Genomic DNA, 18,048 nt, shown 5'->3' on the forward strand with positions numbered 1-18,048 from the left:
GCGGCGTCGTGAGCGAGCGCAGCGAGCGAACCAAGCAGCTCAGTGCCAATCATGACGACGGTGAGCGAAGCGAGGCGGCGTCATGATCAGAGAGCGGGCTTATCCGGTCGAGCCGTGGCATGTCCGGGAAACCGGTCTCGACCTGGACGTCCTGGCCCAGTCGGAGTCGGTGTTCGCGCTGGCCAACGGGCATGTCGGGTTGCGCGGCAACCTGGACGAGGGTGACCCGCACGGCCTGCCCGGCAGTTACCTCAACTCCTTCTACGAGCTGCGTCCGCTGCCGTACGCCGAGGCCGGGTTCGGGTTTCCCGAGTCCGGGCAGACGATCGTCAACATCACCAACGGCAAACTGATCCGGCTGCTGGTCGACGACGAGCCGTTCGACGTCCGCTACGGCGAACTGCTCGCCCACGAGCGGGTGCTCGACCTGCGCGCCGGCACCCTCGAACGCAACGTGCACTGGCGTTCACCGGCCGGTGACGAGGTCCGGATCCGCAGCACCCGGCTGGTGTCGTTCACCCAGCGGGCGGTCGCGGCGATCTGCTACGAGGTCGAGCCGGTCGACGAGCCGGTGCGGCTGATCCTGCAGTCCGAGCTGGTCGCCAACGAGGAACTGCCGGCCCAGGCGAAGGACCCCGGGTGGCGGCCGTACTCGAGTCGCCGCTGCATGCCGAGGAGCGCCTGGTCTACGAGGACGGTGGCCTGCTGATCCACCGCACCAAGCGGAGCGGGCTGCGGCTGGCCGCCGCGATGGGGCACGAGGTCGACGGGCCGGACCGCACCAAGGTAAGTACCGAGGCGTACGAGGACTGGGCACGTACGACGGTCGCGGTGGCGCTCCATCCCGGTCAGCGGCTACGGATGGTCAAGTACGTGACGTACGGCTGGTCCAGCCGGCGGTCCCGGCCGGCGTTGCGGGACCAGGTCGGCGGGGCGCTGGCCGGGGCCCGCTACTCCGGCTGGGAGGGGCTGGTCCGCGAGCAGCGCGAATACCTCGACGACTTCTGGGACGCCTCCGACGTACGGGTCGAGGGTGATCCCGAGGTGCAGCAGGCGGTGCGGTTCGGGCTCTTCCACGTGCTCCAGGCCGGGGCACGCGCGGAGTCGCGGCCGATCGCCGCGAAGGGCCTGACCGGCCCCGGGTACGACGGCCACGTCTTCTGGGACACCGAGACGTTCGTGCTGCCGGTGCTGACGTACACCCAGCCGACCGCGGTCGCGCACGCCCTGCGCTGGCGGCACGCCACCCTGGACCTGGCCCGGGACCGGGCCCGGACCCTGGACCTGCACGGTGCGGCGTTCCCGTGGCGGACGATCCGGGGCCACGAGTGTTCGGCGTACTGGCCGGCGGGCACCGCCGGTTTCCACATCGGCGCGGACATCGCCGACGCCGTACGCCGCTACGTGCAGGCGACCGGCGACAGCGAGTTCGAGCGCGAGATCGGCCTGGAGCTGCTGGTGGAGACGGCCCGGTTGTGGCGGTCGTTGGGCCACCACGACCGGCACGGCCGGTTCCACATCGACGGTGTGACGGGGCCGGACGAGTACACGGCGGTGAAGGACGACAACGTCTACACCAATCTGATGGCGCAACGGAACCTGCTGGCCGCCGCGGAGGCGGTGCACCGGCACAGCGAGGAGGCGTGGCGGCTCGGGGTCGACGACGAGGAGACCGCCGCCTGGCGGGACGCCGCCGCGTCGATGTACGTGCCGTACGACGAGGAGTTGGGCGTGCACCCGCAGGTGGAGGGCTTCACCCGCTACCAGGAGTGGGACTTCGCCGCGACCCCGCCGGACAAGTATCCGCTGCTGCTCAACCACCCGTACTTCGATCTCTACCGCAAGCAGGTGGTCAAGCAGGCCGACCTGGTGATGGCGATGCACCTGCGCGGCGACGCGTTCACCGCCGAGGAGAAGGCGCGCAACTTCGCCTACTACGAGCGCCGTACGGTTCGGGACTCGTCGCTGTCGGCGTGTACCCAGTCGGTGCTGGCCGCCGAGACCGGGCATCTGGAGCTCGCCCACGACTATCTGGGCGAGGCCGCCCTGATGGACCTGCACGACATCCACCAGAACACCCGCGACGGGGTGCACGTGGCGTCGCTGGCCGGGGCGTGGATCGCGCTGGTGGCCGGGTTCGGCGGCATGCGTGACCACGATGGCCGGTTGTCGTTCGCGCCCCGGCTGCCGAGCCGGATCGGCCGGTTGGAGTTCTCGCTGATGTGGCACGGCCGGCGGCTGCGGGTCGATGTGCGGCCGCACGAGGTGACGTACTCGTTGCGGGACGGCGACGACGACACCCGGCTGGAGTTGCGGCACCACGGTGAGGAGGTCACGGTGACCTGCGACGACTCGGTCACCCGGCCGGTTCCGCCGGCCCCGCCGGCCGGGCCGACGCCACGCCAGCCGCCGGGGCGGGCCCCGGCGCGCCGGTCCGCCCTCGGTGAGCTGTGACCGGCTGACGTCCGGTACGGAACACGGCGGAGCCGGGCCGCGCGGCGACCCGGCTCCGCAGAGGACCGACGTAGGTGTCCCTACAGCAGGGACAGATGCACGTGGTTCGTATGGTCGCTGTTCGGGTCGCCGTAGGCACCGCTGTACGACTTCCATCCGGTCGCCGGTAGCCAGACCTGCTTGAACCAGATGACGTAGAGGATGCCGAGCCGGTCGGCGTTGCGGACCAGGAACGCGGCCAGGTTGTTGCCGTACAGCCTGTTCTCACCCTGCGCGACGCCGCCGAAGCCCTTCGGCTGGGACGAGAAGTCGCAGGCCCGACCCTTCGGGTGTTCGTACGGCCCACCGGGGCGGTAGCAGGAGACGAACCATTTGAAGCCGGCCTTCTGCGTCTCCTTGAGCGCGTGCAGGGTGCGTGCGGTGATGCATCCCGACGTCGTCGGGTCGTTCTGGTTGCACGACTGCGGCGGCCACGATCCGTCGCGGTTGCGGGGGGCCTGCGCGGCGATCGGCGAGGTCGCGTTGACGAACCCGCCGGTCGAGGAGCCGCCGGCCAGCCGGAGCGCCTTCTCGGTCTCGGCCTTCTTCTTCGCCATCACCTCGAGCTGCTGCTGCTCCTCGGTGACGGCCTGGTCGATCGCGGCCTTGGCCCGGTCGGCCTGCTCGAACGCGGCGTTGAGTTCGCGCATCTTCCGGTTGTCGTGCTGCGCGAGGGCGTCGAGGCCCTCGGCGCGGTCGAGGAAGTCCTCGGGTGACGCGCTGTTGAGCAGCATCATCATCGGCCCGATGCGGCCCGTCCGGTAGGCGTGGGCCGCCACCTGGCCGATCTCGGGCTGGAGTTGCTCGATCTGCTTTTCGACCTTCTGCAGTTCGAGGGTGAGCTGGAGTTGCCGCTTGCGTGAGTTGTCGACCGCCGTCTTCGCCTCGACGTAGCCGCGGCTGGTGGCTTCCATCACGTCGCGCAGCAGCGGGTTCTCGCCCTCGTCGCCGGGTGTCGTCGGTGCGGAAGTGGGCTCGGCGTGTGCCGTGCCGGGGGCGACCGCCAAGCCGATGAGCACGGCCACGGCGGCCACGAGCGTGACGGGCAGCGAGTGCCGCCGACGCTGGTATGACGTCATCTACCGTTCCTCCCATCTGCCGCCGACCGGGTTAGCTGACGGGTTCGGGACGGAAGGATCCCTACCGCTCTCGCGGATTCACCCCAGGAGACCTGGTTCCCCGGCTCGCCTCGCGGCGATTGGGCGGCGGTCACCACCGGCGCCGATGGGCGCCGCCGGGCGGAGACCGCGGGCCAGCCTACCGGATGGTTTGGTCCTCCCGCGCTGGAACCACCGAGCCCCTACCAGGGCAGATGCGTTACACGACAACGACTTTCGGTGATGTCTGCTGGTCGCCCGAGGCGCCCCGACCGCTCACCCGTTGAGGGCATTGCCAGCTGGTTGACAGGTTCCGCATGGCCGGCGCCCAGCCCGGCGACCAATCGTGAACCCCGGTAAACCGTCCAACCGTTACCAATCGGAGGAAAGTGATCATGCAGATCGTCCCCAGGAAGGCGGCGCTGGTCGGCCTCGGAGCGGCCGGGGTGCTGGCCCTCGCCGTGGCCGTGCCGACGGTGGCCCTCGCCGAGGACCCGACTCCCGCGCCGTCCGTGTCGTCGTCCGGCGCGCCGTCGTCGGACACACCGTCGCGGACCGAGCAACACGAGGAACGCCGTACCGAACGCAACCGGCAGCTCGCCGAAGGGCTGGCCGCCGAACTCGGCGTCGACGTGGACAAGGTCACGGCGGCGCTCGAGAAGGTGCAGGGTGATCTGGAGACCGACGCCCGGCAGGAGCGGCAGGGCAGGCTCAAGGAGCGGCTCGACGCTGCCGTCGAGGAGGGCAAGCTGACCCGGGAACAGGCCGACGCGATCATCGCGGCCGGCGAGGCCGGGGTGCTCGGCGGCGGCAAGGGCGGCGGCTTCGGGCCGCGCCACGGCGGCCGCTGACCACAGCGCGTCGTACGCCGGACAGCGGGCCGGCGGCGGACCGGGTGGTCCGCCGCCGGCCCGTGCGGGTCAGCAGTAGAGGTTGTTGCCGGGCGTGGTGCCGAGGATCTGGACGAACCGCTGGTAGGCGTTCACCCGGCTCTGCACCGTGGCCGGGTTGCGGCCGTTGCACTCCAGCGCGCCGTTGATGCTGCGGATCGTCTCGCCGAAGCCGATTCCGTTGACCATGGCGTGGTGCGGGGTCATCGTGCCGGGGCCGGACTGGGTGTTCCAGTACCACAGGGCGGTCTTCCAGGCCACCGCCGCGTCGTTCTGCACCAGCCAGGGGTTGGTGAGCAGCGGCAGGCCGAGCGCGTCACCGGCCGCCTTGTAGTTGAAGTTCCAGCTCAGCTGCACCGGGCCGCGACCGTAGTAGGCGGCCTGGCCGGCCGGGCAGCCGTACGGCTGACTGGTGTCGCAGTAGTGCGGGTAGTTGGCCGTGTTCTGCTCGACGATGTGCACCAACCCGCCGGTCTCGTGGTTGACGTTGGCCAGGAAGGCGGCCGCCTCGCGGCGCCGGGTGGTCTCGTCACCGGTCTTGGCGAAGCCCGGGTACGCGCTCAGGGCGGCGGTCAGCCCGCTGTAGGTGTAGAACCCGTTCCGGCTCGGGAACATCTGGTTGAACTGCGCCTGGCTGACCACGAAGCCGGTGGTGCCGCCCGGCGGGGTGGTGGGCGGCTGGCCGCCGCAGCTGTACGGCTCCCAGTACCAGGTGCTGATGATCGGGTCGTAACCCGGGTTCTCGTGCTTGGCGCGGTAGTACTGGCCGTTGGTGTAGCGGACGATCGAGCCGGCGGGGTACCACTGGCCGGCGACCCAGGCGGGGTGGTTGCAGTTGGTGCCCGGCGGCGGCTGGGTGCCGCCACAGGTGCCCTGGTCGGCCCAGACGCCGGAGCCGCCGGTGCTCGGCGCCTCGCCCTGGGTCCACCACTTGGCCTGCCAGTTACGGCCGTTGTGGGAGGCGGTCATGCCTCCGGTGTAGACGGCCGAGGAGTTCCAGGCGGTCGCGCAGGTCGCGGCGGACGCGGACGACATCGGCACGACGACGGCCAGGGCGACCGCGACCGCGAGCGCGGCCAGCGACGCGATCGTGCGTTTTCTGGACAAGTGATCACTCTCCTCGTAACAACAGACGTAGACAGCCATCTTTTAATAAACTTTACTAACCTATTCCGTCGGTCGACGCAAGGGATCGGGGCCCGGACATCCGCGGGGCGCACGGCGGCGCCCGCCGAGGCCACCGGCGAAGACGCCACGAGGACGCGCCGCGCGGCCGGTCGTGGGCGGACCGGACGGGTCGGAACAGGCTGCCTGACGGCTGAAATGATCTGGATGATTACTCTTCGCGGCCCGGGAAGCCGCCCAGGTCACCGCTGGTCAAGGGCGCCGACACGCCGCTCGCGTCGACCCGGGCACGGCCGTACCGAGCGGGACCGGCGGCGCCGGCGTACCCGCCGTGGAGGCATGCTCGTGCTCGCGGCCGGACCCGAGCACCGGCCGCACGCGTTCCCCGGGGCCGGACGGGCGGGTCGATCCGCCGGCCCTCGACAGGTGCGGGTGAGGCGGCGTCAGCGCCAGCCGACGTCGATCCGGTCGCCGCGCTCGTCGAAGAAGTGCAGGGCGTCCAGGCGCACCGAGACCGCCAGCGGATGGCCGGCCGACACGGCCGGGTACGGCGCCAGCCGTACGGCCAACTCCGCCGGCCGCCGGTGGTGCCGGCCGGGGTCGCTGAGCACGCTGGTCCGGCCGCTGCCCGCCTGCCGCTGCCGGGGAACCGAACGACCGGCGCCGCCGCTCCGGCCGGCCAGGCGCTGCACGGCGTGACCGAGCCGCTGGATCGGCCCCGCTTCGGCGCTCTGCCCGGCGGCCGCCCCGGCGATGTCGTCGACGACCACCGCGGTCGCCCCGATGTCGAGGTAGGCCAGCGACTCGTGGCCGTGGTGCTCCAGGTAGCGGATCCGCCCCTTGAGGACGTCACCCTGGGTGTCGGGGGCGACCGGGGTCAGCGCCTCGGCCCGCATACCGACCACGATCCGCTCGCCGTGGTAGTGCGCCACGGCCCGGGCCCGGATGTCGTCCCACGGCAGATAGAGCGCCTGGTCACCGAGGTTGAGCGTGACGTAGCGGTCCAGGTGCACGTAGACCGACGCCTCGAGCAGGTTCATCCGCGGACTGCCGAGGAACGCGGCCACGTAGAGGGTCGCCGGACGTCCGTAGACCTGGGTCGGGGTGCCCACGTCCTGAAGCACCCCCTTACGCATGATCGCCACCCGGTCGGCCATGGTGAGCGCCTCGGCCTGGTCGTGGGTGACGTAGATGGTGCTGACGTTCAGTTCGCGCACCAGCCCGGAGATCTCGGCCCGCAGTTCGGCCCGCAGGCCGCTGTCCAGGTTGGACAGTGGTTCGTCCATGAGGAACAGGCCGGGGCGGCGTACGATCGCACGTCCCATCGCGACCCGCTGGCGCTGGCCGCCGGACAACTGGCTGGGCTTGCGCCCCAGCACGTCGCCGATGCCGAGCGCGCTGGCGACGTCGGCCACCCGCTCGCCACGCGAGGCGGGCTCCACACCTGACAGGCGCAGCGGAAACGCGATGTTGTCATTGACCGTCATGTGCGGATAGAGCGCGAAGTCCTGGAAGACCATGGCGATCCGCCGATCGCGTGGTGGCAGGTCGTTGGCCAGCTCACCGTCGAGCAGGATGGCACCCGAACTCGGGTCCTCCAACCCGGCGACCATGCGCAGCACGGTGGACTTGCCGCAGCCCGAAGGGCCGAGCAACACCATGAACTCGCCGTCGTCCACGTCCAGATTGACGTTGTCGACAGCGACCGTGCCGTCGTGGAACACCTTTGTGACGTCCTTGAGCGCGACGGTTGTCACCGCCACCTCCCCAAGCCTCGATGCCGGCCTCCGAATGACTGTGACGAGCATCATGAGGTCCGACTATCGGGTAAACGTTCCATGTTCGTCGTGTGACAGGGCAGTTACCTGGGCTGTGCGACCTTCAGGAGCCTGGATTTGCCGGGTCCTTCGACGACGGTCGACGCGTATCCGTCGGCCCAGCCGTAGCTGCCGTCGAGGTCGAGAATCCAGTCCACCCCGTACGCGGTGAGCAGTGCACGGCGGCGCGGGTCGGGCGTCGCGGCGTCCACCAGCTCGGCCTGTTCCGCCAGCCGGCGGTCCTCGTCGGCGAGCAGCGGATCCGGCCACGGCGGTGCCACCGAGCGGATCTCGAAGGCCAGCAGGGCCCGGCCGGCGGGCGCGTTGCCGGTCAGCACCACGGAGCCCGGCGCGACCGCGCGGTCCACCCAGCCGAAGTTGGGCAGGTTCGTGACGTCGTGCGCCGCCCGGCGGGGCGCGGTGAGCTGATCGGCGGGCAGCACGAGCAGCAGGTTGCCGTACTGGGTGGCGAAGCCGGCCAGACAGGCGACCGCGGCGACCGCCGCCCACAGCCCGACCAGCAGCCGGCTGCCGCTGCCCGGCCGCCGGGGCGCCGGACCGGCAGCGTCCGGCCCGGCGACCCCCGCCGGGTCGGACGGCGCCGGACTTTCGGCCGGTCGCCGGCCGAACGCCGCGGCCACCACCGTCGCGAGCACCACCGCGGCGGCGACCTGGAGGCTGAGCACCACCACCGGCCACACCCGGCCGAACGCGTAGGCGCCGGTGAGCCAGCCGGCGAGCACCACCGCACCGGACAGCCCGAAGAGCAGCACCAGCGGGTCGAGCCGGTCCCGGCGCAGCCGCAGCACCAGGGCGGGCACGCCGACGAGGAACGCCAGCCCGTACCGGCCGGCCGCGTCGAGATAGAGCGCCTCGTGGATGGCATCCAGTTCGGACGCTGACGCGAGCGTGTCGGTGACTCGGAAATAGGGCCAGCCGAACACCGGCACCAGGGCGGCGGCGGCACCCACCAGCATGCCGACCAGGTCGGGCCGGCGCAGCCGGGTGAGCCGCCCGACGACGAAGGCGACCACGCCGAGCACCGTGCCGACCGCGGTGAACGGGTGGATCAGGATCACCAGGCCGCCGAGCAGGCCGGCGACGAGCCAGCGCCGCCACGACGCCGTACGCAGCGCGCCGGCCACCGCGACCCAGCAGAGCAGCATCAGGCCGAACGCCAACGTGCTCGGGTACGGCAGGATGAGCACCAACCCGCGCAGTGCCGGGAAGCCGCTCCACTGGGGGACGGCCGGCCCCCACAGCAGCGGGACGAACAGCAGTGCCAGCACCGGCGCCCACCGGTTCGTGGTGAACAGGCCGACGAACCGCCGCAGGCCGAAGAGCAGCAGTGCCAGGTTGGCCGGGCCGGCGGCGCTGAGCACGGTCGCCGGCCCGAGCCCCGTCACCTTGGCGATCACGGCCAGCAGCAGCGTGTAGGGCGTGAAGTAGGGACTGGGCGAGATCACCTCGACCATCGGGTTGGCCGGCTGCCACAGGTCGTCCCGCAACCGGCCGACCACCGCCGCGTGCAGGCCGAAGTCGGCACCCCACGGCTGGCGTACGGCCACGGCGACCGAGAACAGCACGGCGAGGGTCGACAGGACGAGGTAGGGCGACGGGAGGCCGCGCCGGCGCGGCGCGGCCGGCTCGGGGGCCGCTCCTCGCCGGAGCCGTCAGGAATGGAACCGCCGGTCACCGCACCGGATCCGCCACCGGCCACCCGCACGCGAGGGTCTCCTTCTTCCGGGCCTGCCCGGCGCGTCAGAGCTGCGCGAGCGGTGCCTCCGAGTCGCCGGCCGTCCCGGCGGACCGCTGGACCTGGCCGGGAGGCAGGGGGACCCGGCGGATGTCCTCGGCGATGGCCTGCCCGGCCGGCTGAACCACCCCGCCCAGCCCGTCCGACGCGTACGCCCGGTTCGGGGCGAGCGTGCCGAACTCACTGTGCCGGGGCAGACCCGACCACTGCATGCCGTTGCCGCGTAGGAAGTATTCCAGGCCCGGGTCCCACGTGTGCCCCCCGGACCGGCGGTGGTAGACGTATCCGAGCGGGTGGGTGCGGTAGACCAGGCCACCGGCCCGCCGGACCCGGTCGATCAGCCCGCGGTCGATCGACCGGGGCACCGGCCGCCAGCCACCGACCTGCTCCAGGTCACCGCGGCTGATCAGCATCGTGCCGCCGGCGACGACCGCCGCGAACGCCTCGATCTGGCCGGCCTCCCGCCGGACCGTCATGTCGAGCGTCTCCAGGTGGACGAACTCGGCCCCCTTGCCGACCATCGTCGCCCCGGAGTAGTGCCGGGCCAGGACCAGGTCCCAGACGTGTTCGGGCCCGTACGTGTCGTCGTCGTCGATCTTGGTGACCAGGCTGCCGCGGGCGTGCGCGGTGGCCGCGCCGATCGCCTCGCCGAAGCCGTGCTCCGCGGGTACGGCCAGCGTCTCGATCGGCCGGTGGGAGCGGGCCAGCCGGGCCCGGTACTCGGCCGGCAGCTCGATACCGTGCGTGCAGAGCACGATCTCCAGGTTGGGATAGGTCTGTGCCTCGAGTGCGGCGATCACGGTCGGCAGGTGCTCCAGCCGCTTGGTGACCAGCAGCGCACTCACCGACGGCAGGGCCGGCAGGGCCGGGAAGGCCGCCGAGACGATCTTCGGCAGGGCGAACGGGGTGGCGTGCTGGCGCAACGCCGCCCGACGCTGGCGTACGGTGCGCACCTCCCACTCCAGTTCGCTCTCGACGCGGCCGGGCAGCGGCGCGGTGATCAGCTCGGCCAACTCGTCGGCGAGCACCGCCCGGCAGGCCGGCGGCAGGGTCGGTGCGTGCAACAGCACCCCCGCCATCGCCAGGTGCACCAGCAGCGCGGCTTCCTCCAGCGGGTGCCGGGCCGGCACGGTGGGGCATTCGACGACGCCGAGCGCGGCGAGCGCCTCCAGCGCGTCCTCCGACAGCCACGGGCGGTCGACCCGACCGCTCCAGATCGGCCCCTTCGGGCCGACGATCTGCCAGCCCCGCCCGTCGCCGCCCGCGTCGAAGCGCAGCTCCGCCCGGGGCGCGTCGGGGCCGAACGGGCCGTACCGGCCGGTGACGACGGTCCGTTCGAGGTCGACCAGTACGGTGTCCGGCCGGGTGCCGACGCCGGACCCGGCGCTGTCGGCGGCGAGGATGGTGGCGTAGAGGTCGCCCGGCGCCGGGCTGCCCTGTTCGGTCTCCGCGGGCAGGTCCGGCTCGACCGGCGGCTCGGGCACGCCGGTCGTGGTCAACAGCACGTCGTGGGCGCGGATGTCGTCGTTGCCGGGCAGGTCACCGGTGAGCACGGTGACGTTGGGACCGGCACCCACCCAGGCGGGGAAGACGTTCTGGGCGGTGATGTCGGCGCTCGCCGGGGCCGGAATCGGGCGCAGCGGCGAAAGGACCGGCAGCACCGCGGCGACCGCGTCGCGCAACGTCACCGGGTGGCGCAGCCTGAGGTCGACCACCGCCTTGCCCTTGCCCGACCGGGGTACGCGGATGCGGTGCGACAGCAGGTGCGGCAGCGGGCCGACCCGTCCGGACCAGCCACTGGCCGGCACCTGCCACGAATCGACGACGACCGTGACGCGGCGCACGGTGAGCAGGGACGCGGGATCGTCGAGGAGGTGCCGCAGCCAGCCGACCGAACGGGCGGCGACCATGACCCGGCCGATCTGCGACCCGGAGTCGGGCACGAAGACGTCCTCGCCGTCCCTCGGCAGCCGGGTGATCCTGGATCCCCACTGGCTGGCCGGCCACTGCCGCCGGCCCGGTCCTCGTCGCTCGCCTATCGCTACCCGCCAGCGTAGGTATCTGTGCGGGGTGCCCTCGCTCGACAAAGCCGGTCCTTCCCGCGCCGTCGACGCGTCTCACTCGTCACCACAGGTTATGCCTGCGTCACTTAACTCACCGTGAAGCCGCGCCGGGCGACCCAGACCTAATCAATACCGCCGTCGGCCGCTCCACGCCAAACGCGAACCGGCGGCACCCCCGGCACCGGTCGTTAGACTGTCGCTCGTGTCGAGCCGCAACCGCGCCAACGCCCAGGCCCATGACCAGCAGGACATCAGACTCTTCCGTAACGACTGGAGTGCCCTGACCCCGCCGCAGGTCGGCAACTGGCGGCCGACAAAATCGGTATCGGTGGTCATCCCGGCCTACAACTGCCAGGAATCCCTCGATCTGACCCTGGCCTCCCTTCGTCACCAAACGTATCCGGAAGACCTGCTGGAAGTGATCGTCGCCGATGACGGCAGCGAACCGGCGCTGGAGCTTCCCAAGATCCGTCCGGCCAACTGCCGGATCGTGCGGGTGCCGGACCACTCCACCGGCTGGGGGCGGGCCAACGCCCTGCACGTGGGGGCCACCCAGAGCACCGGTGAGATCATCCACTGGCTCGACGCCGACATGGTGGTCTTCCACGAGCACGTCGAGGCCCAGGTCCGCTGGCACCACGTCTCCGACGAGGTGGTCACGCTCGGCTACAAGCGGTTCGTCACCGGCTGGGCGACCGCCGAGGAGGTCTCGGAGCAGGCCGCCGAAGGCCGGCTGGACCGGCTCTTCCGGCTCGAGGAGTCCGAGCCGCACGACTACGTCGAGAAGCTGATCAACGAGACCGACCGGCTGCGGGCGGGCGACCACCTCAACTTCCGGGCCCACGTCGGCGCGACGGCGGCCCTGACCCGATCGCTGTACGAGCGGTCCGGCGGCCTCAACACCGAACTGCGGCTCGGCGAGGACACCGAGTTCGGCTACCGGCTCACCCAGACCGGCGCGGTCTTCATTCCCGAACCGCTCGCCCGGAGCTGGCACATGGGTCCGACGCACATGATGACCAAGGGCGACGCCCTGCGCCGCTACAACCACCCCTATCTCGCCGAACTGATGCCGCACCCGCGCTACCTGCGCCCGGCCGGCAACCGGTCGTGGGCGGTGCCGCTGGTCACCGCGGTGGTGGTCGCCGAGGGCAGCTTCGAGATGGTCCGCACCTGTGTCGACCGGCTGCTGGCCAGCGACCAGACCGACCTGAAGGTGCTGCTCGTCGCCGACTGGGCGGCGGTCACCGACGAGCGCCGGTCGATCCTCGCCGACCCGCTGCTCGACCGGCGGTTGATCCAGGTGACCTACCGGTCGGAGTCCCGGGTGGAGCTGGTGCAGGAGGTGCCGGAGACGGTCTTCCCGTCGCCCTACCTGCTGCACGTGCCGGCCCACCTCGGCGTCGACCCGCCGACCGTCCGGCGGATGATCAAGATGGCCGACGACTGGCAGGTCGGCCTGGTCCGCCTGCTGCCGACCGGCGCCCGGTCGTCGGACGGCGCGGTCGCGCTGTGGCGCACCTCCGCGCTGAGCCGGGCCCTGCGGGTACGCCGGCCGGACGAGCAGCTCGACAAGATCGTCGCCGAGGTAGCCGGCGAACGCTGGGCCAGCGGCAAGGAGTTCACCCTGACCGACCTGTCGACGCTGCCGGCGGCCAAGCTGGTCTCCCCGTCGCCACGCCTGGTCACCGGCTCCGACAAGGGCCGGGCCAGCGTCAGCGACGTGGAGACGATCCCGGTCGGCGGGGTGCGCTCGCTGGCCGCCGCCACCCGGCTGGTCGGCAACCGGGTCGCCCGCGAGGCGGCCCAGCAGGTCAAACTGCGCCTGAAGCGGCCGTCCCGGCCGGCGCACTAGCCCGCCGGCAGCCGTTCGTGGGCCGTCCCCTGGCGGGCCGGCCCGCTAGGGGACGGGGAACACCCGCCGGACCACCCGTTCGGCGGCCCGACCGTCCTCCAGGGCGCAGAACCGCTCCCGGAACGCGGCCCGCGCCGAACGGGCCGCCGGGTCGTCCAGCGCGTCGGCACGCACGAGTTCGAGCAGCTCGGCGAAGGTGGTGACCACCGCGCCGGGCGGTTCCGCCGTGATGTCGAAGTAGACCCCTCGCTCGGCCCGGTAGGCCGGCCAGTCCGGGGCGTACACCACGATCGGCCGGTCCAGCACCGCGTAGTCGAACATGATCGAGGAGTAGTCGGTGACCAGCACGTCGGCGGCCAGGAAGAGTTCCTCGACGCACGGATGGGCCGACACGTCCCGTACCCGGTCGCCGTGATCCGGCCCGGCGGACCGCGCCGACCGGTCGTGGAAGTAGTGGCTGCGCACCAGCAGCCGACCGGTCGGGCCCAGCGCCTCGACGAACGTCTCCGGTTCGAAGTACGGCTGCCGGCCCGGCCGGTGCTCGCGGTGGGTCGGCGCGTAGAGGACCACCCGGTCGGTGGCGGTCAGGCCGAGCGCGGCCCGGGCCCGCGCGACGTCACCGGCAGCCGCGGTGGCGAGCCGGTCGTTGCGCGGATAGCCGGTCTCCAGCGTCGTGTGCCGCCGGGGATAGGCGGTCCGCCAGGCCCGGCTGGTGTGCGGGTTGGCGGAGACGCTGAAGTCCCACCGCCGCGTACGGCGCAGCTGCGCGTCGAAGTCGGGATCCTGCACACCGTCGGGGTAGGCGCGCTGGTCCAGCCCCATCACCTTCAGCGGCGTGCCGTGGTGGGTCATCACGTGCACCGCCCCGGGGCGTTTCACGACCGGATTCGGCCAGTTGACGTTGTTGATCAGCCACTTGGCGCGGGCCAGCGCGCGGTAGTAGCCGGGCGAGCCGGCCACCACGTGGTCGACGCCGGGCGGCAACGTCGCCGCCCGGTCCCGGCGCACCACCCACACCCCGCGTACGTCGGGGGCCAACTCGCGGGCCTTCTCGTAGATCGCGGCCGGGTTGCACGCGTACCCGCGGTACCAGTACGCGGCGTACAACGCCAGCGACGGGTCGACCGGTCGACGCAGCTGCAGCCGGTAGTAGCCGGCCAGCACCAGGTCACGCAGGCGCCGGGCGGCGGTGGTCAGCGCGGTCACGCCACGCCGGGCGGCCCGGCGGGCGAACCGGACGCCCCGGGACGTCCGGCGCAGCGCCAGGAACGTGCGGTGCCGGCCACCGGCCACGAGGCGGTGCCTGACCCCTTCGAGCCCGCCCGGCACCGGATAGCCGCCGGACGGCAGGTACCGGTGGTACATGGCGGTCATCTCGGTGAAGAACCCGGGCCGCAGCGTGGACTCCAGCCGGTCGTCGTTGCCGCGCACTCGGATGAAGTGCCAGATCATGCGGCGGAACAGCAGCGGGCGCAGCAGCGCGGTGTCCGGCCGGGAGTCGTCGAGGCTGTCGAAGACCCGGGCCCAGTTGGGAAAGATCCCGAAGTGGCCGCCACCGGCGGTGGCGGTCGCCGCCCCGGCCCGCTGCCGGTAGAGCACGCAGACCCGGTCCAGGGTCGAGATCCGCTCGGCGGCCAGCAGGAGGGCGTACGTGAAGGGGACGTCCTCGTACCAGCCCGGCCGGAACCGGAAGTCGAGCCGGTCGAGCAACGACCGGTGGACCACCTTGTTCCACGGCACGTGCAGTACGTCGATCGCCGCCGGCCAGTCCCGCAGGGCGAACACCTCCGGTGCACGCCCCAGGGCCGGCCCGCGCCCCGTCCGCCAGGTCGCGCCGTCCGGGGCGGCGTCGGCGTGACCGACGACGAGCACCTCGGCGCCGGTGTGCCGGAGCCGGTCCGCGACCGCGCGCACCGCCCCCGGGGCCAGCCAGTCGTCGCCGTCGAGAAACCAGACATAGTCGCCGGCGGCGGCGGCGAGGCCGCGTTCCCGGGCCGGCCCGGGTCCCTCGTTGCCCACCGACCGGATCACCCGGACCCGGGGGTCGCGGGCGGCGTACCCCGCCAGGATCGTGCCGCTGTCGTCGGGCGAACAGTCGTCGACCGCTATCACCTCGACGTCGGTGTACGACTGTTCGAGGATCGAGTCCAGGCACCGCCGCAGGTAGTCCTGCACCTGGTAGACCGGTACGACGAAACTGATCAGATCAGCGGCTCCGTTCCTGGGTTGCCCGGCCTGCGGTGGCCAGGGCGGGTATCGCGTCGATGTCACCGCCCCGCGTGCCGCCGCGCCGGTTTCCGGTCGACGTCCAGCCGATGACCGCGCTGAGCACGAAGATCAGAAAGAGCAGGCCGGCGAGCGTGCCGACCACCGTCGCGGCCGCCCCGAGGGCGGTGCCGGCGGCGAGCACGACGACCCGCCCGTCCCAGCCTAGGTTGAGCGTGTGCAGCGGGGGCGCGGCGGCCCGCTTCTCCAGCCGTGCGGTCAGGTCGTAGTGGTGCATCGCCAGTGCGAAGAGCAGCGCGAACGTCAGCGGCGGCGGTACGTCGCCGACGACCCCGACGGCGACGACGAAGAGGTATTCGGCGGCCCGCAGCGCGGCCGGGACGAGCCAGTCCAGCGCACCCGCGTGCGGCCGGCCCGACGGCAGCGCGGCGACCAGTACGACGAGCGCCACCGGCAGGACCGTCCAGCGGGCCGGGCTGCCGAGCAGGGCGGCGCCGAGCAGGCCGAGCGCGCCGACCGCGGCCAGCACCGCCGCCGGCAGGGCGGGCAGCGGCAGCCGGGCGGTGAACCGGCCCAACGGGCGGGCCAGCAGCCCGTCGTCGCGGTGCAGGACCGCGTCGACCGTCGACAGCACCGGCACCCGCATCGACGCCGACCGCAGGGTACGCAGCGCCAGCGTGTAGGCCGCGGCGAGCCCGCCCCAGACCAGTACGGCGATCAGGCTGACCAGCGGATTGAACAGCGCCGCGGTCAGGGCGATCAACGCCCACCGCTCCCCGATCGGGAAGACCACGGTCCGCTTCAGCCAGTACGACACCGAGCCGGCGTCGGCCTGCACCCGGGTCGACGCCTGGCTGAGCCGGGCACCGAGCCCCCCGGACGCCGCCGGCTTCGGACGGCGGGCCGCCTCGTCGTGCAGGGCGCCGTACCAGGTGTCGGTCATGTGCCGGACGGTCTGCAGCAGGATCGCGGCGATGGCCAGCGCCCAGCCGTTGCCCAGCCCGGCCCGCTCGACGCCGACCGCGAGGCCGGCGTAGACCAGGTATTCCTTGGCCCGGTCGGCCATCGTGTCGAGCCAGCCGCCCCACGCGCTGAAGTTGCGGGTGTAGCGGGCCAGTTGACCGTCGACGCAGTCGAGCACGAAGCCGAGGTAGAGCAGGACGGCTCCGGCGACCAGGGCGAGCCGGTTGCCGCCGAAGGCGAAGAGCGCGGCCGCACCGGCCGCGAAGACGATCGACAGTACGGTGACGCCGGTCGGGCTGAGGCCGATCCGGGCGGCGAGCCGGGTCACGTACGGCGACCAGGTGCTGACCGCGAAGGTGGTGAAGAAGTCGTCCCGCTCCTTGACCGCCAGCCGGAGTTCGGCCCGGTCGGAGTCGACCGCGGCGACCGTCCGCGCCGCCGCGTCGGCGCCCGGCTGGCTGGTCGCCCGCCGGGCCACCAGCAATCTGGCCCGGTGCGCGAGGATCATGGTCGGCCGGCTGGTGAGCCGGGTGAGCAGCCGGTCGAGCGGCGGGGCCGGGCGGCCTGACCCGGCCGGGGTGGCCTCCCGACCGGCCTCGGCCGCGGCTGCTTCGGCCAGGGCGGGCAGGTCTTCGGTGCCGACCCGCAGGACCGCGCCGAAGATGCCGATCGGGTCGCTGGCGGCGCCGTCCAGCCTGGTGATCCCCTCCAGCCCGGCCGCGACGACCTGCCCCCGGTCTTCGATCACCGTGGCCCGCGGCCCGGCGTCCGGCTCGTCGGTGAGCACGAGCGCGACACTGGCGGTGCCCGGCACGGTCGCCACGTGCCGGAGGACCGCGGTGTGCGCGACGACGTCGTCGCCGACCAGGAGCAGGGGCTCCCGCGCCGACCGGGCCAGTTCGGCGAGATGCGCCAGGCTGGTCACGGACACGACTTCACGCGCACCCGCGGCCCGGAGCTGGTCGAGCAGGTGTGTGGTGAGGCGGCGGCCGCCGGTAACGGTCAGCGGCGCCTCGTCAGTGGGTTGGGTGAGCAGGATCGCCAGCGTCACGTCCGTACCACGTTGTTGTATCCGTCAAGCGCTTCCTGGACCGTGCCGTCCACCGTGAGCAGGCCGTTGTTGAAGTAGAGGCCGCGGGTGCAGAAGCGGGTGAGGTCGTTCTCGTTGTGCGAGACCAGCACCAGCGTCCGCCCCTCGGCGAGGAGTCGCTCGATCGTGGCGTAGCACTTCTTCCGGAACTCCGCGTCACCGACCGCCAGTACCTCGTCGACCAGCAGGATCGGGTGCGGGAGCTGGGCGATGACCGAGAAGCCGAGCCGGACCTTCATCCCGGACGAGAAGTGCCGCACCGGGGTGTCGATCCCCTTCTGCACCTGCTCGCCGGCGAAGTCCAGGATCTCGTCGAACTTCTGCTTCATCGTCTTGGGGCTCAGTCCGTGCAACGAACCCACCAGGTGCACGTTTTCCCGACCGGTGAGGTCGTTGGAGAACCCGGCCGACAGTTCCAGCAGCGGCGCGACCGCCCCCCGTACGGTGATCGAGCCCTCGTCGGGGATCAGCACGCCCGCGATCAGCCGCAGCAGGGTGCTCTTACCGGTGCCGTTCTTGCCGATGATGCCGACCGCCTCGCCCGGCTGCACCGCGAAGGACACGTCACGCAGCGGCCAGAAGACGCCGGACTCGGGCGAACGGCCGCCCTTGTAGATGAACATCTCGCGCAGCCGTAGCTGCCGACGGCGGTTGCGGACGAACTCGATGCCGA

At 72.1% G+C, this 18,048-nt stretch carries 9 protein-coding genes, 2 pseudogenes and 1 riboswitch; of the genes and pseudogenes, 3 read left to right on the top strand and 8 right to left on the bottom strand.

What is annotated here, in order from left to right; all coding sequences use genetic code 11:
• The first annotated feature begins 82 nt into the window (after positions 1-82).
• Positions 83-2,454: pseudogene (locus Prubr_RS09730) on the top strand (glycoside hydrolase family 65 protein).
• A gap of 80 nt (positions 2,455-2,534) precedes the next feature.
• Here Prubr_RS09730 and Prubr_RS09735 read toward each other — a convergent pair.
• Positions 2,535-3,572 carry a coiled-coil domain-containing protein gene (locus Prubr_RS09735; RefSeq protein ID WP_212824105.1) on the bottom strand — a complete coding sequence of 346 codons (1,038 nt, stop codon included), beginning with the start codon at positions 3,570-3,572 and terminating at the stop codon, positions 2,535-2,537.
• 4 nt (positions 3,573-3,576) lie between these two features.
• A riboswitch (cyclic di-AMP (ydaO/yuaA leader) is annotated at positions 3,577-3,708 on the bottom strand.
• 277 nt (positions 3,709-3,985) lie between these two features.
• On the opposite strand from Prubr_RS09735, the gene Prubr_RS09740 reads away from it, so the two are divergent.
• Complete coding sequence (locus Prubr_RS09740) at positions 3,986-4,441, top strand: hypothetical protein (RefSeq protein WP_246568515.1); 456 nt, start codon at positions 3,986-3,988, stop codon at positions 4,439-4,441.
• A 69-nt stretch (positions 4,442-4,510) separates the two neighbouring features.
• Here the strand turns inward: Prubr_RS09740 and Prubr_RS09745 are convergent, their stop codons facing one another.
• The 4 genes from Prubr_RS09745 to Prubr_RS09760 form a co-directional block, all read right to left on the bottom strand.
• Positions 4,511-5,587: a glycoside hydrolase family 19 protein gene (locus Prubr_RS09745; RefSeq protein WP_212824107.1), complete on the bottom strand. Its 1,077-nt coding sequence runs from the start codon at positions 5,585-5,587 to the stop codon at positions 4,511-4,513.
• 461 nt (positions 5,588-6,048) lie between these two features.
• On the bottom strand, positions 6,049-7,362 hold the full coding sequence (locus Prubr_RS09750) for an ABC transporter ATP-binding protein (protein WP_246568517.1): 1,314 nt from the start codon (positions 7,360-7,362) through the stop codon (positions 6,049-6,051).
• Positions 7,363-7,466: 104 nt separating this feature from the next.
• Positions 7,467-9,008, bottom strand: coding sequence for a hypothetical protein (locus Prubr_RS09755; protein ID WP_212824118.1), 1,542 nt, complete (start codon positions 9,006-9,008; stop codon positions 7,467-7,469).
• Between the two features lie 175 nt (positions 9,009-9,183).
• Positions 9,184-11,121, bottom strand: a complete 1,938-nt coding sequence (locus Prubr_RS09760; protein WP_212824120.1) for a glycosyltransferase family 2 protein — start codon at positions 11,119-11,121, stop codon at positions 9,184-9,186.
• 322 nt (positions 11,122-11,443) lie between these two features.
• On the opposite strand from Prubr_RS09760, the gene Prubr_RS09765 reads away from it, so the two are divergent.
• Positions 11,444-13,096 carry a glycosyltransferase family 2 protein gene (locus tag Prubr_RS09765; protein WP_212824122.1) on the top strand — a complete coding sequence of 551 codons (1,653 nt, stop codon included), beginning with the start codon at positions 11,444-11,446 and terminating at the stop codon, positions 13,094-13,096.
• Between the two features lie 45 nt (positions 13,097-13,141).
• Here the strand turns inward: Prubr_RS09765 and Prubr_RS09770 are convergent, their stop codons facing one another.
• The 3 genes and pseudogenes from Prubr_RS09770 to Prubr_RS09780 all read right to left on the bottom strand — a co-directional run.
• A complete protein-coding gene (locus Prubr_RS09770; RefSeq protein ID WP_212827808.1) occupies positions 13,142-15,301 on the bottom strand; it encodes a bifunctional glycosyltransferase/CDP-glycerol:glycerophosphate glycerophosphotransferase in 2,160 nt (719 codons plus the stop codon).
• A gap of 1 nt (position 15,302) precedes the next feature.
• Positions 15,303-17,336, bottom strand: a complete 2,034-nt coding sequence (locus Prubr_RS09775; protein WP_425517997.1) for a DUF5941 domain-containing protein — start codon at positions 17,334-17,336, stop codon at positions 15,303-15,305.
• A pseudogene (locus Prubr_RS09780) lies at positions 17,333-17,938 on the bottom strand (ABC transporter ATP-binding protein); the annotation flags it as partial. The gene Prubr_RS09775 and the pseudogene Prubr_RS09780, both read right to left, overlap by 4 nt.
• Positions 17,939-18,048: the final 110 nt, after the last annotated feature.

It is taken from the genome of Polymorphospora rubra (assembly GCF_018324255.1).
Taxonomy (GTDB): Bacteria; Actinomycetota; Actinomycetes; order Mycobacteriales; family Micromonosporaceae; genus Polymorphospora; species Polymorphospora rubra.

Bases quoted from the DNA above. Each gene is read 5' to 3' on its own strand.
- Prubr_RS09735 (WP_212824105.1), bottom strand. From the start codon at position 3,572: ATGACGTCATACCAGCGTCGGCGGCACTCGCTGCCCGTCACGCTCGTG.
- Prubr_RS09740 (WP_246568515.1), top strand. From the start codon at position 3,986: ATGCAGATCGTCCCCAGGAAGGCGGCGCTGGTCGGCCTCGGAGCGGCC.